This window comes from Pseudoalteromonas sp. SR41-4 (genome assembly GCF_014163985.1).
Lineage (GTDB): Bacteria > Pseudomonadota > Gammaproteobacteria > Enterobacterales > Alteromonadaceae > Pseudoalteromonas > Pseudoalteromonas rhizosphaerae.
In genome coordinates this window covers 83,705-100,661 of the sequence record NZ_JACJEI010000008.1, presented here as the reverse complement: position 1 = coordinate 100,661, position 16,957 = coordinate 83,705, and the positions used below count along the sequence as shown (strand labels likewise).

Here is a 16,957-nt window from a genome sequence, read left to right as displayed (position 1 = left end):
CTGTTACCGCCGTGAAAGGGCGGTGTCCTAGGCCTCTAGACGATGGGGACACATAAATGTGTCACTAGGACAACTGAATGGTTTAACTCGTTTCAGGCGAGCTATCTTAATAACACTACACCTACTATAGAAATAGTAAGTGGCGTCCCCAAGGGGATTCGAACCCCTGTTACCGCCGTGAAAGGGCGGTGTCCTAGGCCTCTAGACGATGGGGACACATAAATGTATCACTAGGACAATTGATTAGTTAGACTCACATCATGAGTTTTTAAGGTAATTGCGATTAATACAAATTAAGACTCGAGCTTAATTTGTTCGCTATTTTCTCGGTTAACCCGCCTTTAACTTATAAAAGTTAAGTGGCGTCCCCAAGGGGATTCGAACCCCTGTTACCGCCGTGAAAGGGCGGTGTCCTAGGCCTCTAGACGATGGGGACACAGAAAACTGCTACCCTAGGACAAACACTTTAATAAATTGGTGGAGCTATGCGGGATCGAACCGCAGACCTCTTCACTGCCAGCGAAGCGCTCTCCCAGCTGAGCTATAGCCCCAATTTATTTTGCTAAACACTTGCGCAGTTAAACCGTGCTGTGTATCGCTGAGTGCGGGGCGCATTCTATGCAGCCACCAAAATAATGTCAACATTTTTTTCAGTAACTTTCTTTAAACGGTTTAATTTTCAACAAACTGAATAATGAATAAACCGCGGCGCTCAAAATACATGCAAGGGAGCTGTTTCAAAACAAAAATTAGGACTGAAAGGCGCACAATCTAGATTAACTGAGGTGAAATATATTCTAAAACATCAAAACAATAAGGTATACATTTATATGCAAAATAAAGTCGGAGTCTTTTCTTGTTTTTCACAACAACGTTTTCATCACCAAGTAAAACGAATTTAAGATGAACATACTAGCAATTAACTGCAACGCCCCTACTCTATTGTCAGTTATTTATATGATCACAGAGGCTCCATTAGTTACAGTCGGTGTTTTATATTAATCGTATTTAACTAACGGTATTTGGATTTTTCAATGCAATTGACTATAACCTTCCTCCCTCATGATTAAAAAACAAATCCGCTTTTGACTAACAGGCACCACTAGCTATTAAAGTATTGCATTAAATAATGAGTAAATTGATTGCACATATAGATTGAATGTAAGTAAATTGGCTATAAAACAATCTCAATCTTACTTCATTGATTATAAAACCTGCATCTAAAACATTTTTCCTCATTCAAGTGTTGACACATTTACAACTCTATCTATAATAGCGCCCCACAACAACGCAGCAATGAGTTGTTGTTTAGATGTGGGTGATTAGCTCAGTTCTAAGAAAAGAAAGCATCACCGCTATTTACAAGTAACGGCGAGGTTCACTGGTTAAAGTCCAGTACTATTTATTTTAATAGTAGCGTTTTAATTTATATGTGGGTGATTAGCTCAGCTGGGAGAGCATCGCCCTTACAAGGCGAGGGTCACTGGTTCAAGTCCAGTATCACCCACCACATATAGAACCTGTTATTATATTAGTAGTTGCATGTTTTAAATTTGTAATATGAGTCACAAGCTCAGTTGGAACAAAGAGAGCATCACCGCTATTTACAAGTAACGGCGAAGTTCACTGGTTAAAGTCCAGTACTATTTATTTTAATAGTAGCGTTTTAATTTATATGTGGGTGATTAGCTCAGTTGGGAGAGCATCGCCCTTACAAGGCGAGGGTCACTGGTTCAAGTCCAGTATCACCCACCACATATAAAACCTGTTATTATATTAGTAGTTGCATGTTTTAAATTTGTAATATGGGTCACAAGCTCAGTTACAAGAAAAGAGAGCATCACCGCTATTTACAACTAACGGCGAGGTTCACTGGTTAAAATCCAGTACTATTTATTTTAATAGTAGCGTTTTAAATTTGTAATATGGGTCGTTAGCTCAGTTGGGAGAGCATCGCCCTTACAAGGCGAGGGTCACTGGTTCAAGTCCAGTACGACCCACCATTCTTAGAATGGTGCATATTACATGATATCTAGATGGGTGATTAGCTCAGTTGGGAGAGCATCGCCCTTACAAGGCGAGGGTCACTGGTTCAAGTCCAGTATCACCCACCATTTAGATATAAAACTTTACGGGTCGTTAGCTCAGTTGGGAGAGCATCGCCCTTACAAGGCGAGGGTCACTGGTTCAAGTCCAGTACGACCCACCATTTATAAAATGGTTATCGTAAAGTTTAGTAATTGATTATTTGGGGTCGTTAGCTCAGTTGGGAGAGCATCGCCCTTACAAGGCGAGGGTCACTGGTTCAAGTCCAGTACGACCCACCATTTAATCAAAATTATATGTGGGTGATTAGCTCAGTTGGGAGAGCATCGCCCTTACAAGGCGAGGGTCACTGGTTCAAGTCCAGTATCACCCACCACATATAAAACCTTTTAATATCATCAATCAAACCTTACGTTATATTCTTTAATCGATAATTAGCTCAGTTGAAAAAAAGAGCATCGCCACCCTTCACAAATAATGGCGAGGGTCACTGGTTCAAGTACAGTATCACCCACCACATATAAAACCTTTTAAAACCCTCAATCAAACCTTACGTTATATTCTTTAATCGATAATTAGCTCAGCTGAAAAAAAGAGCATCGCCATCCTTCACAAATAATGGCGAGGGTCACTAGTTCAAGTACAGTATCACCCACCACATATAAAACCTTTTAAAACCCTCAATCAAACCTTACGTTATATTCTTTAATCGATAATTAGCTCAGCTAAAAAAAAAGAGCATCGCCACCCTTCACAAATAATGGCGAGGGTCACTAATTCGAGTCCAGTATCACCGACCACATATAAAACTTCTTAGTAATTCTGTTAAAAATAAAATTCAAAAAGCCTCTAAATACGCTAATTCTTTTCCAAACCTTAAACTCTTTTAATATGTTCCTTGATGGATAATTAAGTTTGAAAAGCATCAACCTAGGCGCTTTACAAACCTAGGGTCTCCTATCTCTATAAAAATCCTCAAGCAATAACTAGCGCTACCTAAATTTGGATAATCAAGCTACTTTAAAACCCATAACTGATCAAATAAACGAAGTCTGCGGTATTAAATTTTAAATTCCCTTGTCAGCGACTAGACTGTTTATTATAGTCTCTGATACGTTCATGTGGTCACAAGTCTAATGCCAGCAAAGATTTTTTCTAATGCAAAAATACTTATAGTTGAAGAGCAGCCTCTTGCTCAAAGCTATATGAAACAGTCGCTCGAAAAACTTGGCTTTCGACAGCTGCGCTTTGCTGAACATGCAAATTCAGCGAAAGAGCAGTGCACCAGTGAACAGTTTGATCTGATTGTTTGCTCTTTTAATTTGAGTAAGCACCAAGATGGCTATCAGCTATATGAAGAGTTACGCGTTAAGCGTTTAATAAAAAACTCTACAGGATTCATTTTTATTTCAGCTGAAACCAGTGGTTCTTTGGTGCACAGCGTGCTTGAACTGCAACCCGATGACTTTTTGGTCAAGCCATTCACAATACATGACCTTAAAACGCGTATAGAACGAATTTTACTGCGTAAAAATCATTTACAAGCAATATATAATTTCATTGACGATGGTAATGATTCTAAAGCACTAAAAGCAATCAATGCCGCGCTTGATAAAAAAGGCAATGCTTATAGTGCAATATTATTGCGTTTAAAAGGTGATGCTCTACTTCGCTTAAAACGAGTAGATACTGCAAAAGCATTCTTTAAATCAGTTCTTGATATTCAAAAATTCACATGGGCAAAGGTAGGTTTAGTTGAAGCATTAATTGCTAATAATGAGCATATTCTTGCGCAAAGAATGCTGAAAACGATGCTGCAACGTCATGAAACACGATTAGTCGCACTCGATTTACTTGGTAAACTGGAGATTAAATTAAACCAATTTGAATTAGCGCAAGATTTTTTAAGCCAAGCTGTTGATATTGCTCCACGCAATATCGAACGCCAAAAATCACTTAGCCATGTATCGCTGGTAAATCATGATTATGAAAAAAATTATCTAACACAAAAAGATATCGCCAACTTTGCCAAACATTCGATTCACGATCATCCTGACGTATATTTAAATGCTGCACGTGCTGGTATCGATTTTGCTCTAACAACAGATCAGAGCGATCAGATTCAAAGGATTTCAAGACAAACTAATCAATACTTAACTGATTTAAAAAGCCAATTTCCAAATAGTCACAATCAGGCGCAAATAGATGTTTTAAATGCCCGTTTACACTATCTAAAAGACGAACATCAAAAAGCGAAAAAGTTGATTGAGCAGCTCGACGATGACGATAGCCACATTCGCTCTGTAGACGGCGCACTTGATAAAGCAAAGGCATTTCATGAGCTAGGGTTTCATCACAAAGCACAATCGTTATTTAACCAAATTATCAGTCATTGTGAACGTCATCCAACAGTCAGTGATGCTGTTTATTTACGTTATATTCAACAACAACAAAGTGAACGCCGTGATATAAAAATGGGCCCTAAAGAGCTAAATAACCATGCAGTTACACAGTTTAATCGTGGTCAATTAAATACCGCTCTTGAAGCATTCACACAAGCATTTAGAGTAATGCCTCGTAATCCTAGTATTGCTTTAAATTTATTGCAGTGTCTATTTGATAATTCCAAGCAAAATGGCCAAACCTTAAACCTAATGATGGCAAAAAAATGCTATGCGTTACTCAATACGACACCATTAGACAACGAGCAGCAACAACGCTTTAATAAAATAGTACAACAAGCAACGAGTATGGGGCTAACACTTGCTAATCTAGAAGAGCCTGGCAAAACCAAATAGAATAATAAATATTATTCAGCAAAGAGCAGGCTGAATAAATAGTTTAGATAAGGTGTTGTTTATAAGAATGAGGAATACGAAATTAAAAATATCGCTGATAAGCGGTGATATGACTTTTAAAATCCAGCCTTACTGGAATCGTATCATGTAAATTCAGTAAGGCATTGGTTATTGTCAATTACGAGCTAATAAATTACACCTTCTTCAATGAGACCGCGTTTATACAATAACGCAAACCACTTGGCATTGGCCCATCAGGGAATACATGACCTAAGTGTGCATCACATACATTACACACAGTTTCTATTCTTTGCATACCATGGGTCTTGTCACCATTATAGGCAATCGAGTTTAGTTGCGCGGGTTGAGTAAATGATGGCCAGCCAGTGCCACTATCAAATTTTTCATCACCATCAAATAATAAGTTATCACAACATACACAGGCGTACTTACCAGGTTCAAACAAGGTGCAGCTATCTGAGCTGTGCGGGCGCTCTGTGCCTTTATTACGAGTCACATAAAAGGCTTCTTCGGTTAATTGTTCACGCCATTGCTGCTCGGTTTTTACTACTTTACGGCTCGGCTCAGGATTGCCTTTATTGGCAAAGTTTAGAATATCATTCCAATTCAACATAACTGACCTCATTGAGTAAGATAGGTTAATTTACTGCTATCCACATTATCATGGTATCGCGCTAATAACATTGTCAGCTCTGGATTTATCCGCACTGCACAAAATGGTTTTGTAGGGGTTGAAAAATAATTATTTCGATACTGGCTAGGGGAATGTTTAAACTCACTGGCTAATAATATTTGCGTAATCAAAGCTAAATCTTATCGCTTCAGTACACTAATGGCAGCTCACTCCTAAGCCTATTTGCTGTTGCATACTATATTTCATACCCACTATGCTTTTTAAGGCGCTGACATATATACCGTGTTGCTCACTATTTAGTTTCATTCAATTGTAATTAATTTCTTTTCATTTTTAGTCAATAGTGCATTAAAGTATTGTATTAGCTCCGCTTTAGTTGCCGGTAAGCCTATTGAGCATTGATGCTGCTCGCTGAAGATAATTAAAAATTGGTCATCATGACACTGTATTTTCTTGATACTATTTATAGGCAGCCATTGCGGGCCGTGAGTGCGGTCAAAAAAACCTGAAAGGGAAAATAACAAAAGGTGCTGTTGTTCGCGTCGAATAAACTTATCTAGGCCATTACGTGCTTTAAATAGTGGTGTTAGCCGATAACAGCATGAGCTAAATACAAATAGCCACAGAGCAATTAGAAATACAAACCACGCTTGCTGAAATAACATGGTAAATACACTCAACAATAATAACACGATACCGAAACAGCCGACTATCAGCGCCAGTAATTGATTAATTTTACGCATCAAAGACTCCTTGCAACGTTAACCTAAATTACTTACTTGAACTTTTTTCATCGGTTTCAGGATCGGGCCAATCATTAAAAAACACCGTTAAATAACGACTTTTTGCTAAATATAATAATACCCACAATACCGTCACCATTTGCAGCGCTAAAAACATCGAAAACTGATAATAACTATGGGCGGCTTGAATAATCAGCCAGCTTAAATCTATCGCTGCACATGCTAATAATGGCCAACGCATAAAACGCCACACTCGCGCTAACCATGCTGCACTGTCTGCGCTTTTTTGTGGCCTGCGCAAACAAAAAATTACGGCAGGAATAATGGCTATTGCACCAATAGCCAACGCACTGAAAAAGTCAGCTTTAGATCTAAACACTAATGACATTAAATCAAGCTCAGGACGCCTGCTCAGTGCCGCAATGATCCAAATAAAGTAGGCACGAAGTAATACCAATAAACTCAAATGAAACGCGATTGGAGTGCGATAGGTGCCATATTTGTCCCAATACTCTGGTCCATAACGCTTCATAACTGGTTTTTCCTCTCGGCTACTACGCCAAGTAATATAAATGCAGCCACGGCTGTAACACCTAACCAGCGCACACCAAAAAACATCAGTAACTGGCTTAGTAATGGAGTGACAAATACTACTAATAAGCCAAAACCAAACCCGGTTACTAGTACAAATGCACATACTCTAAGTATAAAGTGGCGCCTTGCTACAAAGCGTTTCGTGGTTTTAATAATCTCATTTGCATACAAAGACACCAAACACACCACCAGTAACAATGCGATATTATATAAGTAAGGCTTTAGCCACTGACCAAAGGTCAGTGCTAAATCCTGAAAAAGCGTAATAATGCTATCCATTATGTTGCGCCAGTAATGCAATTAAATCATCTTCGGTCAATATTTCAATGCCTAAATCTTGTGCTTTTGTGAGCTTAGAACCGGCTTTTTCACCCGCTATTAACGCATCTGTTTTAGCTGATACACTACCTGAAACTTTCGCCCCTAACTGCTGCAAGCGTGCTTTTGCATCATTTCGATTAAGCTCGTTCAAAGTACCCGTTAACACATAGGTTAAGCCTGCTAACGGTTGTGAGTCTTCACTTGGCGGCGTGAGTTCTGGCCAATGAATACCCTGCTCCAGCAAGGCAGTTACGACATCTAAATTATGTTGCTCAGCAAAAAAACCACGCACATGCTTGGCTACAATTTCCCCAACATCACTAACTTCGACTAACGCTTCAGTTGTTGCCGCAGTTACTTTATCTAGCGTTAAAAAGTGATTAGCTAAATTTTGCGCCGTCGCTTCACCGACTTCACGAATACCTAATGAGTATAAAAACTTAGCCAACGTCGTTTGTTTTGCATCATCAAGTGCAGCTACTAGGTTTTTCGCCGATTTTGGCCCCATGCGCTCAAGCGATTCAAAATGTCCTTGTTTAAGTATGAATAAGTCTGCTGGCGTTTTAATGAGCTCTCTGTCCACCAGCTGTTCAACAATTTTATCGCCAAGGCCATCGATATCGAGTGCTTTGCGTGAAGCAAAGTGTTTGATCGCTTCTTTACGCTGTGCTTGGCACACCAGACCTCCTGTACAGCGCGCTACGGCTTCGCCTTCAATGCGTTCAACATGGGAGTCACAAATTGGACAAGTAGCCGGAAACTCAATCTCTTTGGCATCTGTTGGACGGCGCTCTAATACCACTTGAGTAATTTGTGGGATCACATCACCAGCACGGCGAATGATCACAGTATCGCCAATTTTTACACCCAAACGCTCTATTTCATCACGATTGTGTAACGTTGCATTTGAAACCGTGACACCACCAACAAATACCGGCTCTAAACGAGCCACAGGGGTAATTGCACCAGTGCGCCCTACCTGAAATTCAACATCCAGTAGCTGAGTGATTTCTTCTTGCGCAGGAAACTTATACGCAATGGCCCAACGCGGAGCTCGCGCCACAAAACCTAACCGCTCTTGTAGTGCTTTGTTATTTATTTTGATCACCACACCATCAATTTCATACTTCAAGCTGCTGCGGCGCTCAAGTATATCTTGATAGTAATCCAAAGCAGCTTGCTGACCTTCGACTAACTTTGTTTCCGGGCAAAGTGGTAACCCCCAGTCAGTTAGCTTAGCCAATTGCTGGTAATGATCACTTGGTAATTCGCCATTTGTAACAACACCAATACTGTAGGCATAAAACATCAAAGGTCGCTTGGCGGTGATTTTTGAATCGAGTTGACGCAAGCTGCCTGCGGCTGCATTACGTGGATTAACAAATACTTTGTCGCCACGCTTTTCGGCTTCAGCATTAAGTTTGTCAAATCCGGCGCTATCCATGAACACTTCACCACGAATTTCAATTTCCTCAGGAAAGTCATCGCCACGTAATTTAAGCGGTATATTACGAATCGTTTTAACGTTAGTGGTAATATTTTCGCCGGTGTGCCCGTCGCCACGTGTTGCCGCCTGCACTAACACACCATTACGGTATAAAATCGACACCGCTAAACCGTCAAGTTTTGGTTCACAGCAAAAGGTCAGCTCATTGTTATCCATCAAACGTTCTTTAATGCGGCGATTAAAAGCGCTGAACTCTTCTTCACTGAAAGCGTTATCAAGTGACAACATCGGCACTTGATGAGTGACTTGCTCAAACTTAGCAAGCGCCGCACCACCTACTTTCTGGGTCGGTGAATCAGTACTCAAGTACTCAGGGTTTGCTACCTCAAGCGCACTTAATTGTTGTAATAAACGATCATACTCTGCATCAGGAACACTTGGGTTATCAAGTACATAATAATTATGATTGTGATCTTCTAACTGCTGACGAAGTTGCGTTATTTGCGCTAACACTAAAGTGGACATACTGACCTCAAAAAACATAAAAAAGCCACTTAAACGAGTTATCGCCAAGTGGCTTATAAAATTCTTAATTAATTAACTGTATATTGCAGGTGATTAAGCTGAAAAGCGTCTCACTTTTTCAACATAATTGCGCACACTGTCAACGGTCATTTCTTCTCGTTGTGAGTCTAAAATAACGGCGCCAAATTCATCTGCTAATTTTTTAGCCGCACTGTGCAACATGTTAAATGCAGCAAGCCCGTCACCATCGCACGGCAAGGTCATAAACAAGCTAATCCCACCTGTACTAAATTGTTCCATATTATCTATATCGAAAGTACCAGGGTTGTACATGTTCACTAACCTAAACAGCACTGGACCATGGCCAGCTGGATCTAAATGACGATTAAAAAAGCCTTCTTCAGAGTACTTAAAGCCAAGTGTATTTACTGCTGGCAATAATTTGCTGCCTTCCATATTCAAGCCTTCAGGCATTTGAATATGCACAATGATAAAATCACTTGCAGCCGGTTGCTCAGCTTCATCCTCTACGCTTGCATCTGTTGCAGTAGTCACATCATCAACCTCAGCGGCAAGTTCGTCATCTGACGCTGCAAAAGTGTGTGGATGTTTTTCATCAGCACTAAAGCTTAAATCCCCAAACTGCGGTTCATCACGCTCAGTAAGAGATGCTGGCTCAGCTTCGCTTTGACGCTCAGTAAACGCCTGATCTGCAGGCTCAACCCGCTCATCATTAGTCGCAACGGGTGCGTCTTTTTTACGAACTGACCATAGGCCATGTATTAATAATCCACCAATGACAATTACACTGATAATGATTAAAACCCATCTTAATTGTTCGGCCATCCCCTCACCTTTATTATTTATCTACTCAAATATTAATATTTATGCATGTGCCATTTGCACCGCTTGTTCAATATCTACAGCGACCACACGCGAAACGCCCGGTTCAGCCATTGTTACACCCGTCAACCTGCCAGCCATTTCCATGGCAATTTTATTATGACTGATATAAATAAATTGCACCGATTGTGACATTTCTTCCACTAATCGGCAAAATCGCCCAACATTCGCATCATCCAATGGTGCATCAACTTCATCCAGCATACAGAACGGAGCTGGATTGAGCCTGAATATTGAAAATACCAATGATAATGCGGTCAGCGCTTTTTCTCCACCACTTAAAAGGTGAATTGTTGAATTTTTCTTGCCCGGTGGGCGTGCCATTATACTAACACCACTTTCCAGTAAGTCATCACTGGTTAATTCAAGATATGCACTGCCGCCGCCAAATACTTTAGGAAATAACTGACCAAAATCGAGATTCACTTGATCAAAAGTCATTTTAAAACGCGTTTTGGTTTCGCGATCAATTTTTCCAATTGCACCTTCAAGTGTTGTTAATGCTTTGCTTAAATCCTCGACTTGACGATCTAAATACTGGCTACGCTGCTGCGCTTGTTCAAACTCATCAATCGCCGCTAAGTTTACCGCGCCCAAGTCACTTAAACTTTGTCCTACTTTATTAAGCTGTCCTTGATAAGTGTTTATATTGGCGTTTTCAGGGAGCTGTGCCAATACTTCTTTCAAGTTTTGCTGTAACTCACCCAGAGGTTCAAGAGCTGCCTGTGCTTTAATTAATAAGCTCTGCTCTTCGAGGGCAAGTTGTTGTAATTGTTCTTGTAAAAGTACCAGCTCCCCCTGCGACGCTTTAAGCGTTGTTTGTTTATCTACAAAAGCTGTTTTAGCTTCCGTCAATGCACTTTGCAAATTTTTGAGTTCAATGTCACTTTGTTGATGTTGCTCCAACAATAATATTATTTGCTCTGCGACCTCTTCTAATGGGATCACCAACTCTTCAATTTGCGCGGTTAACTCACTGACAGCTTCACTGGCGGTTTCGCTGGCGGTCGTTGCATGCTGTAATTTAGTGTCACTGAGTTGGCATTCACTGCGCGCTTTTTGCTCACTTAGCGTCGCCTGATGGGCAAGCGTTTTATACTGTTCAAGCTGAGCGTTTGCCTGTTTATATTGCTCATCAGTGTGTTGCTGCTGCACTTGAGCATCATTAAGCGCAACACTTATTTCATCACGCTGTTTTACCACACTTGCTATATGTTGCTGTTGTTCAGCCACTTTATTCTCTATGCTCGTGTGTTCAACGTTTAACTGCTGTAGCTTTGCTTGTAATTTATGTTGTTGATTCTGAAACTGCTGTAATTGCTCTTTGAGCATATCGCGACGAGTGCTTCCTGAGGCCACTTGTTGAGCAAGCTGATGTACCGCTGCTTTTAACTCTTCGCTTTGTGCCTTCAATTGCTCACAGACTTGCTGTTGTTCTGTAAGCTTCTTGCTTTGTATAGCTAGTTCGTCACTGAGTTGAGATGCTAACTGGGTTGCTTCGGCCAACTGTTTATGTTTGATCAGCAACGAATTTTCCGCACTTTTACTGGCTTGTTGATACCAATTGCGGCCCTGAATATTACCTTGGCGATCAATCACTGCAAGCCAATACTCATCCGCTAAATCGTTATGAGCAAAATCATTTTTATACTTAATGCGATGTAATAAATCAGGGTAAACCCCTTGCTCTATAAACACCGCTAATGAGCTTTGCGGTGCGGTGTCGGTAGTTGGCCATACTCCGTTAGGTGTTGCTGTAGATGTCACATTTAATTGTTCAAGCCCTTGTAATGCTTGTTCAACCACATGCTCAAATCCAGTACGTACAACTAACTGTGCCAAAACATCGCCACTACTTTGCGCTGGAGTATCTGCGAGTATTGTATTCAAGCCTGCTATTTTGGCTTTATTCTCGTTTTGTTGTTGTGCTAGTGTTTGATGTGCATCTTGGCAGGTGCGTAACACGGTTTGAGCTTGTTGATGATTACTATTTACTTTGTTTAAGGCAGTTTGTTTTGCTGCTAACTCTTGCGTTAGTGACTGCATTAACTGCTGCTGCTGCGCTACTTGTTCAGTAATTGGATTTTCTGCCAGCTCTATTAATTCGCTTTCTAATGCCGTTTGCTGGTTTTTAATATAGTGCAAATTTTGCAGCTGTTGTTCGGCTATATTTTGTTGCTTGCTATATTGCGTATTAATAGCCTGAAACTGCTCATTAACTCGTTGCCAATCCGAAGCACTGCGCTGCTTGGCACTTTGCAACTGTGCCGCCGCGTCGGCCATCTCAGTGACTTGCTCTGTACATATTAAAGTATGTTCAATTGCCTCTTGTAACGCATTTTGTAACTCATCAGTATGGTCTTTTTGTTGTTGTTGCAGCTGCTGATTTTGTAACTGCAACTGTTGCTGTTTGATCAGGTTGTGACTAAACGCTTGTTGTTGTTGTTTTAAGTTTATTTGCTGTTGCTCAGCACGAGTCAATTCAGTGTGCGTTTGGTGCTGGTCTTGCTGCGCATCATTGAGTTTTTCAAGTTGCAATTGCACTTGGTTTTCAAGACTTGCTAGTACATCGTCATGACCTGAATGAGCGGTTTTAAAAAAACTAATTTGCTCATTCAGCTTGGCCATTTTGTCGGCTTTAGTCACTTGTTGCTGATGTAGCTTTTGCCATTTTAAGACCGCTAGTTGCCCTTTTAAAGTGCGCTCTTGGGTTTTTAACTCGCGGTATTTTTTTGCTTCAACTGACTGTACTGCCAGTTTATCAACTTGTGCTTGCAGCTCTTGGCGAACATCGAGTAAGCGTTCAAGGTTTTCGCGGGTACTTTTGATCCGGGTTTGCGTTTCACGACGGCGCTCTTTGTATTTTGAAACGCCTGCAGCTTCTTCTAAAAACACCCGTAAATCTGCCGGTTTACTCTCAATTAAACGCGAGATCATGCCCTGCTCGATAATCGCATAACTACGCGGACCAAGACCTGTGCCTAAAAATATATCGGTAATATCTCGTTTGCGGCATTTACTGCCATTGAGAAAATACAGCGATTGCCCGTCGCGTGTTACCAAACGTTTAATTGCCACTTGGTTTCGATCGGCAAAAGTATTCGGTAAGTGCCCTTGGGTATTATCAAAAATCAACTCTACCGACGCTTGAGAAATAGGTTTGCGATTGGTTGAGCCATTAAAAATAACATCGGTCATGGCATCGCCACGCAGATTTTTAGCAGAGCTTTCGCCAAGCACCCAACGCACAGCATCGATGACATTAGACTTACCGCAGCCGTTTGGGCCAACGACACAGGTCATTTGATCTGGGAATGGAATTTTAGTGGGCTCTACAAAAGATTTAAAACCCGCTAATTTTATGGTGCTCAAACGCATCTAATTGGTTTACCGATTGTTATTGTTATAGCTTGAGTATTTAATTTAACCGTTCTTGACGATAAAAGTAAGTACAGGGATTAAGCTTGGCGTTTAAAATTATCTAAAATAATACCCGTTGCCATGGCTACATTGAGAGATTCTGCACCACCAAAAGCGGGGATGGTTATCTTATCTGTTACCAATGCTGCGCAAGCTTGACGTATTCCATGAGACTCACTACCCATTAACAAAACACCTTGACCTGTAAATTGAGTTTTATGCACGCTTTTTCCATCTAAAAAAGCGCCATAAATAGGTAAGTTTAAACCACTTAAATACGCAGGCAACTCAACTTGGCTCACTGAGACTCTAACAAACGAGCCCATAGTGGCGCTAATAGTTTTAGGGTTGTAAGCATCGGCACTATCTGTGCTGGTGACAATATGCTTGATCCCATACCAATCAGCTACTCTGATAATAGTACCTAAATTGCCCGGATCAGATACACCATCAAGGGCTAAGATTAAACCGCTTGCCTGCGGTGCACTCGCTGTTGGCATGTCAACTATAGCTATAGCGGCATTATTACTCACTAAAGTACTTGCTTTAGTTAACACATCTTCATCCGCTGCAATTAAGTTAACGTGTTGATACTTATCTTGATAGCTATCGATGAAGCTTTGCGTTGCAAAAACGTCTTTGGCTTTTAATGGACTATTTAGTAACTCTAATACGTTTTTTTCACCTTGAACAAGATATTGACTATATTGTTTACGGTACTTTTTTTGGCCAAGCTGGCGAATAAGTTTGAGTTGGTTTTTTGAAATCATAATAGCCCCATTAAATTATCTGCTCAGTATACCAGAGATGATTTAAAGTGCAGCCCTACAAACATTAAAACCAATAAAATCACACTACAAACAACAAGCTAGGATAATGATAAAGATTGTTTTCATTACCAAAAAAAGGTAAATTTACAAAAAACAGCATGGATATATTTTTTTAATGGAATCAACACACCCAACCCCAGACGAGCCTAACAAAACAAACACCCAAAGTGCATCGCCAATTTTTAGCGGGAAAGTACAATTTAAGGGTAAAGCTGCTGAGTATTTTGGTATTTGGATTGTCAATATTTTACTCAGCGTTATTACACTCGGTATTTACTCAGCATGGGCAAAAGTACGCACATACCGCTACTTTTATGGTCACACACGTATAGACGGACACGGCTTTGACTACTTAGCAACACCGATGCAAATTTTAAAAGGCCGTATTTTAGCGGTGGCGGTTTTTTTAATTTATACCTTTGCCACCAGCTTCTTACCTATTATTGGTTTATTGTTTGCTATTGGATTTCTATTTCTAATGCCATGGATTATTAACCAAGGCCTACGGTTTAATATGCGTATGACTCGCCACCGAAATGTGTGTTTTTCGTTTCAAGGTAATTATGGCGAAGCCTTTGTTAACTTTATCCTACTGCCGATTGCAAGCATATTTACTTTATATTTATTAATGCCTTATGTTTTAAAGCGTATCGACAGCTATATTCACAGTAACATTAGCTACGGCGACAAACCACTGACGGTGAACTTAAAAGGTGAAACCTATTACCTCACAGCACTTATTTGTTTTGTAGTTAGTTCTATCACTATGGTGATATTTATGGCCATTTTAGGTTTTTTTGTTCTCGATTTACTAAACGCAGAAAACCAACAAAATATACAAGACCCATCTGCGATGATAATTATGTTTGCTGCTTTAATGGCCGCTTATGTGTTTATGATTACTATAGTAACTGCTGTGTGGAAAGCTGCTATCCGTAACCATATTATTGATAATAGCCAGTTTGAAGGTGTAGCAACGTTTAAGTCAGAACTAAAACCTGTACCTTTTGCTATGTTACTTTTAACAAACATGCTCGCTATTGTATTTTCTTTAGGACTTGCTTACCCGTGGACAAAAGTACGTACATCAAAAATGCTCGCTGATGTAACTACGGTGAATATTTATTCTGGCGCATTAAACTTAATCGATACTCAACAAGCACAGCAATCATCTTTCGCTGAAGAAGCTGCAAATGTATTTGATATAGACCTTTCATTAACTTAAGAGCTCATCATGCATGTAAAAGGACATTACTTTCCTAAGGCATCGAGTAATTATCAAGAGTGTGTCGCAAGTATTAGCGACACACATATTGACATAAAACACGATGAATACATTATAACTCGCCACGCCATTACTGAACTTAATTTAAATTCAGGTATGGCTGGTCTTGCCGACGAGTTAAGCTTTACCGATGGCAGTCGATTTATTCCACTAGATGTAAATTACAGGTGGCCATTTAAATCAAATAATCATCAGATAATGGAACGCCTAGAAAAAAGTAAATGGGCTATTTTAGCTGCCGTTATACTTACACCACTGTTTATGTGGCTAGCGCTTTACAAAGCAGTGCCAGCAATTGCGGTTTATAGCATAGATACACTGCCGCATAATGTGATTAATCAAATGGGTGAACAAAGCTTTACGGTGATTAAAAAGTTAGCGCTCGATGATAGCGAATTGCCAGTTGAACAACAAACTAAGATACAACAACATTTTAATACCATGCTTGAGCAACTATCACTTGATAAATCGATATATCGATTATCTTTTTATAAATCTGAACATTTTGGCGCTAATGCATTTGCACTACCGCATGGACGTATTGTGATAACAGATGAGCTTGTTAATTTACTTGTCGATCAACCCAATGCCCTAAAAGCAGTATTACTACACGAAATAGGCCATATAGTACACCAGCATAGTGTGCGTATTACTGCGCAATCAGCTGCAAGTACAATTGTATTAGCGGTAATATTTGGTGACTTAGAAGGTATTGCAGAAGTTGCTCTGGGGACTGGCGCGTCATTTGCACAGCAAGGTTTTTCAAGGGATATGGAACGCGAGGCCGACAGTTTTGCGTTAACGCAATTGGAGTATTTAGGGTACTCAAGTAACGACTTTGCCGATGCAATAGAGACACTCCAATATAGCCATACCAGTGAAAACGAGCACCTTAAAAAAGTGAATAATTTACTCGAGTATTTATCTAGCCACCCAAGTGCACAAGAGCGAATAGATAATGCCAGATAATAACTTACTTTATATGCAACTTGCCCGCGGTGTAGTAGCATTAACATGGATATATCATGGTTTTTTCCCAAAGCTTTATCATATAGCCCCTCTTGAAAAGCTTATGACCGGCAGTGCGGGTTTTTCAACTGAGGTGTCTGATTTTATTACCCGCTCAGCAGGTGTTGGAGAAATTATTTTTGGCCTGTGTTTAGCTTTATTTTATAAAAATAAATACTTAGTTATTTTAAACATTTTAGCGCTTAGTGGACTCTTGCTTGCTGTGATAATAATGCAACCACAACTACTTATTGAAGCGTTTAACCCTGTTACAACTAACGTACCACTTATTGTGTTAAGTATTATTTGGTTAAAAGAAATAACTATTACAAATAATACGAGCCTGTAAAACAAAAGGGTATGCGTTGGCATACCCTTTGTT

12 protein-coding genes and 10 tRNA genes are annotated in these 16,957 nt (G+C 40.1%); 11 read left to right on the top strand and 11 right to left on the bottom strand.

Features of this window, described 5'->3' with window-relative positions:
• Positions 1-140: 140 nt before the first annotated feature.
• From H5180_RS08780 to H5180_RS08770, 3 genes are all read right to left on the bottom strand, one after another.
• A tRNA-Glu gene (locus tag H5180_RS08780) sits at positions 141-216 on the bottom strand.
• A 144-nt stretch (positions 217-360) separates the two neighbouring features.
• A tRNA-Glu gene (locus H5180_RS08775) sits at positions 361-436 on the bottom strand.
• Positions 437-475: 39 nt separating this feature from the next.
• A tRNA-Ala gene (locus H5180_RS08770) sits at positions 476-551 on the bottom strand.
• A gap of 883 nt (positions 552-1,434) precedes the next feature.
• Here H5180_RS08770 and H5180_RS08765 point away from each other — a divergent pair.
• From H5180_RS08765 to H5180_RS08730, 8 genes are all read left to right on the top strand, one after another.
• Positions 1,435-1,510: transfer RNA gene (locus tag H5180_RS08765), tRNA-Val, on the top strand.
• A 169-nt stretch (positions 1,511-1,679) separates the two neighbouring features.
• Positions 1,680-1,755, top strand: a tRNA-Val gene (locus H5180_RS08760).
• 172 nt (positions 1,756-1,927) lie between these two features.
• Positions 1,928-2,003: transfer RNA gene (locus H5180_RS08755), tRNA-Val, on the top strand.
• 35 nt (positions 2,004-2,038) lie between these two features.
• A tRNA-Val gene (locus H5180_RS08750) sits at positions 2,039-2,114 on the top strand.
• Between the two features lie 19 nt (positions 2,115-2,133).
• Positions 2,134-2,209: transfer RNA gene (locus H5180_RS08745), tRNA-Val, on the top strand.
• 42 nt (positions 2,210-2,251) lie between these two features.
• A tRNA-Val gene (locus tag H5180_RS08740) sits at positions 2,252-2,327 on the top strand.
• A 19-nt stretch (positions 2,328-2,346) separates the two neighbouring features.
• Positions 2,347-2,422 (top strand) — tRNA-Val (locus H5180_RS08735).
• 760 nt (positions 2,423-3,182) lie between these two features.
• Complete coding sequence (locus H5180_RS08730) at positions 3,183-4,844, top strand: tetratricopeptide repeat-containing response regulator (protein ID WP_145240699.1); 1,662 nt, start codon at positions 3,183-3,185, stop codon at positions 4,842-4,844.
• Positions 4,845-5,037: 193 nt separating this feature from the next.
• Here H5180_RS08730 and msrB read toward each other — a convergent pair whose 3' ends face one another.
• The 8 genes from msrB to H5180_RS08690 all read right to left on the bottom strand — a co-directional run bounded on the left by msrB (position 5,038) and on the right by H5180_RS08690 (position 14,222).
• Positions 5,038-5,478 carry a peptide-methionine (R)-S-oxide reductase MsrB gene (gene msrB / locus H5180_RS08725; protein WP_145240697.1) on the bottom strand — a complete coding sequence of 147 codons (441 nt, stop codon included), beginning with the start codon at positions 5,476-5,478 and terminating at the stop codon, positions 5,038-5,040.
• Between the two features lie 323 nt (positions 5,479-5,801).
• The gene (locus H5180_RS08720) at positions 5,802-6,242 is read right to left on the bottom strand and encodes a hypothetical protein (RefSeq protein WP_182732419.1); all 441 of its coding nucleotides are present in this window, start codon (positions 6,240-6,242) and stop codon (positions 5,802-5,804) included.
• A 28-nt stretch (positions 6,243-6,270) separates the two neighbouring features.
• On the bottom strand, positions 6,271-6,774 hold the full coding sequence (locus H5180_RS08715) for a DUF2919 domain-containing protein (protein WP_145240693.1): 504 nt from the start codon (positions 6,772-6,774) through the stop codon (positions 6,271-6,273).
• Positions 6,771-7,115, bottom strand: coding sequence for a DUF3392 family protein (locus tag H5180_RS08710; protein WP_145240691.1), 345 nt, complete (start codon positions 7,113-7,115; stop codon positions 6,771-6,773). The genes H5180_RS08715 and H5180_RS08710 overlap by 4 nt, the downstream gene beginning before the upstream one ends.
• Complete coding sequence (gene ligA / locus H5180_RS08705) at positions 7,108-9,129, bottom strand: NAD-dependent DNA ligase LigA (RefSeq protein WP_182758066.1); 2,022 nt, start codon at positions 9,127-9,129, stop codon at positions 7,108-7,110. Before ligA ends, H5180_RS08710 begins: the two co-directional genes overlap by 8 nt.
• A gap of 93 nt (positions 9,130-9,222) precedes the next feature.
• Positions 9,223-9,975 carry a cell division protein ZipA gene (zipA, locus tag H5180_RS08700; RefSeq protein WP_145240687.1) on the bottom strand — a complete coding sequence of 251 codons (753 nt, stop codon included), beginning with the start codon at positions 9,973-9,975 and terminating at the stop codon, positions 9,223-9,225.
• Positions 9,976-10,014: 39 nt separating this feature from the next.
• The gene (locus H5180_RS08695; protein WP_182758065.1) at positions 10,015-13,410 is read right to left on the bottom strand and encodes a chromosome segregation SMC family protein; all 3,396 of its coding nucleotides are present in this window, start codon (positions 13,408-13,410) and stop codon (positions 10,015-10,017) included.
• Positions 13,411-13,490: 80 nt separating this feature from the next.
• Entirely contained in the window at positions 13,491-14,222 is a 732-nt protein-coding gene (locus H5180_RS08690; protein WP_145240683.1) for an RNA methyltransferase, read from the bottom strand.
• A gap of 175 nt (positions 14,223-14,397) precedes the next feature.
• On the opposite strand from H5180_RS08690, the gene H5180_RS08685 reads away from it, so the two are divergent.
• From H5180_RS08685 to H5180_RS08675, 3 genes are read left to right on the top strand one after another with little or no spacing between them, the layout of a single operon-like run.
• Positions 14,398-15,507: a YjgN family protein gene (locus H5180_RS08685; RefSeq protein ID WP_182758064.1), complete on the top strand. Its 1,110-nt coding sequence runs from the start codon at positions 14,398-14,400 to the stop codon at positions 15,505-15,507.
• 9 nt (positions 15,508-15,516) lie between these two features.
• Entirely contained in the window at positions 15,517-16,536 is a 1,020-nt protein-coding gene (locus tag H5180_RS08680) for a M48 family metallopeptidase (protein WP_182758063.1), read from the top strand.
• A complete protein-coding gene (locus H5180_RS08675) occupies positions 16,526-16,924 on the top strand; it encodes a DoxX-like family protein (protein ID WP_182758062.1) in 399 nt (132 codons plus the stop codon). The genes H5180_RS08680 and H5180_RS08675 overlap by 11 nt, the downstream gene beginning before the upstream one ends.
• Positions 16,925-16,957: the final 33 nt, after the last annotated feature.

What these genes read in the sequence shown, in the direction of transcription:
- H5180_RS08730 (WP_145240699.1), top strand. Translation starts at nt 3,183, where the DNA reads ATGCCAGCAAAGATTTTTTCTAATGCAAAAATACTTATAGTTGAAGAG.
- zipA (WP_145240687.1), bottom strand. Translation starts at nt 9,975, where the DNA reads ATGGCCGAACAATTAAGATGGGTTTTAATCATTATCAGTGTAATTGTC.
- H5180_RS08695 (WP_182758065.1), bottom strand. Translation starts at nt 13,410, where the DNA reads ATGCGTTTGAGCACCATAAAATTAGCGGGTTTTAAATCTTTTGTAGAG.
- H5180_RS08680 (WP_182758063.1), top strand. Translation starts at nt 15,517, where the DNA reads ATGCATGTAAAAGGACATTACTTTCCTAAGGCATCGAGTAATTATCAA.
- H5180_RS08720 (WP_182732419.1), bottom strand. Translation starts at nt 6,242, where the DNA reads ATGCGTAAAATTAATCAATTACTGGCGCTGATAGTCGGCTGTTTCGGT.
- H5180_RS08710 (WP_145240691.1), bottom strand. Translation starts at nt 7,115, where the DNA reads ATGGATAGCATTATTACGCTTTTTCAGGATTTAGCACTGACCTTTGGT.
- ligA (WP_182758066.1), bottom strand. Translation starts at nt 9,129, where the DNA reads ATGTCCACTTTAGTGTTAGCGCAAATAACGCAACTTCGTCAGCAGTTA.
- H5180_RS08685 (WP_182758064.1), top strand. Translation starts at nt 14,398, where the DNA reads ATGGAATCAACACACCCAACCCCAGACGAGCCTAACAAAACAAACACC.
- msrB (WP_145240697.1), bottom strand. Translation starts at nt 5,478, where the DNA reads ATGTTGAATTGGAATGATATTCTAAACTTTGCCAATAAAGGCAATCCT.
- H5180_RS08690 (WP_145240683.1), bottom strand. Translation starts at nt 14,222, where the DNA reads ATGATTTCAAAAAACCAACTCAAACTTATTCGCCAGCTTGGCCAAAAA.
- H5180_RS08715 (WP_145240693.1), bottom strand. Translation starts at nt 6,774, where the DNA reads ATGAAGCGTTATGGACCAGAGTATTGGGACAAATATGGCACCTATCGC.
- H5180_RS08675 (WP_182758062.1), top strand. Translation starts at nt 16,526, where the DNA reads ATGCCAGATAATAACTTACTTTATATGCAACTTGCCCGCGGTGTAGTA.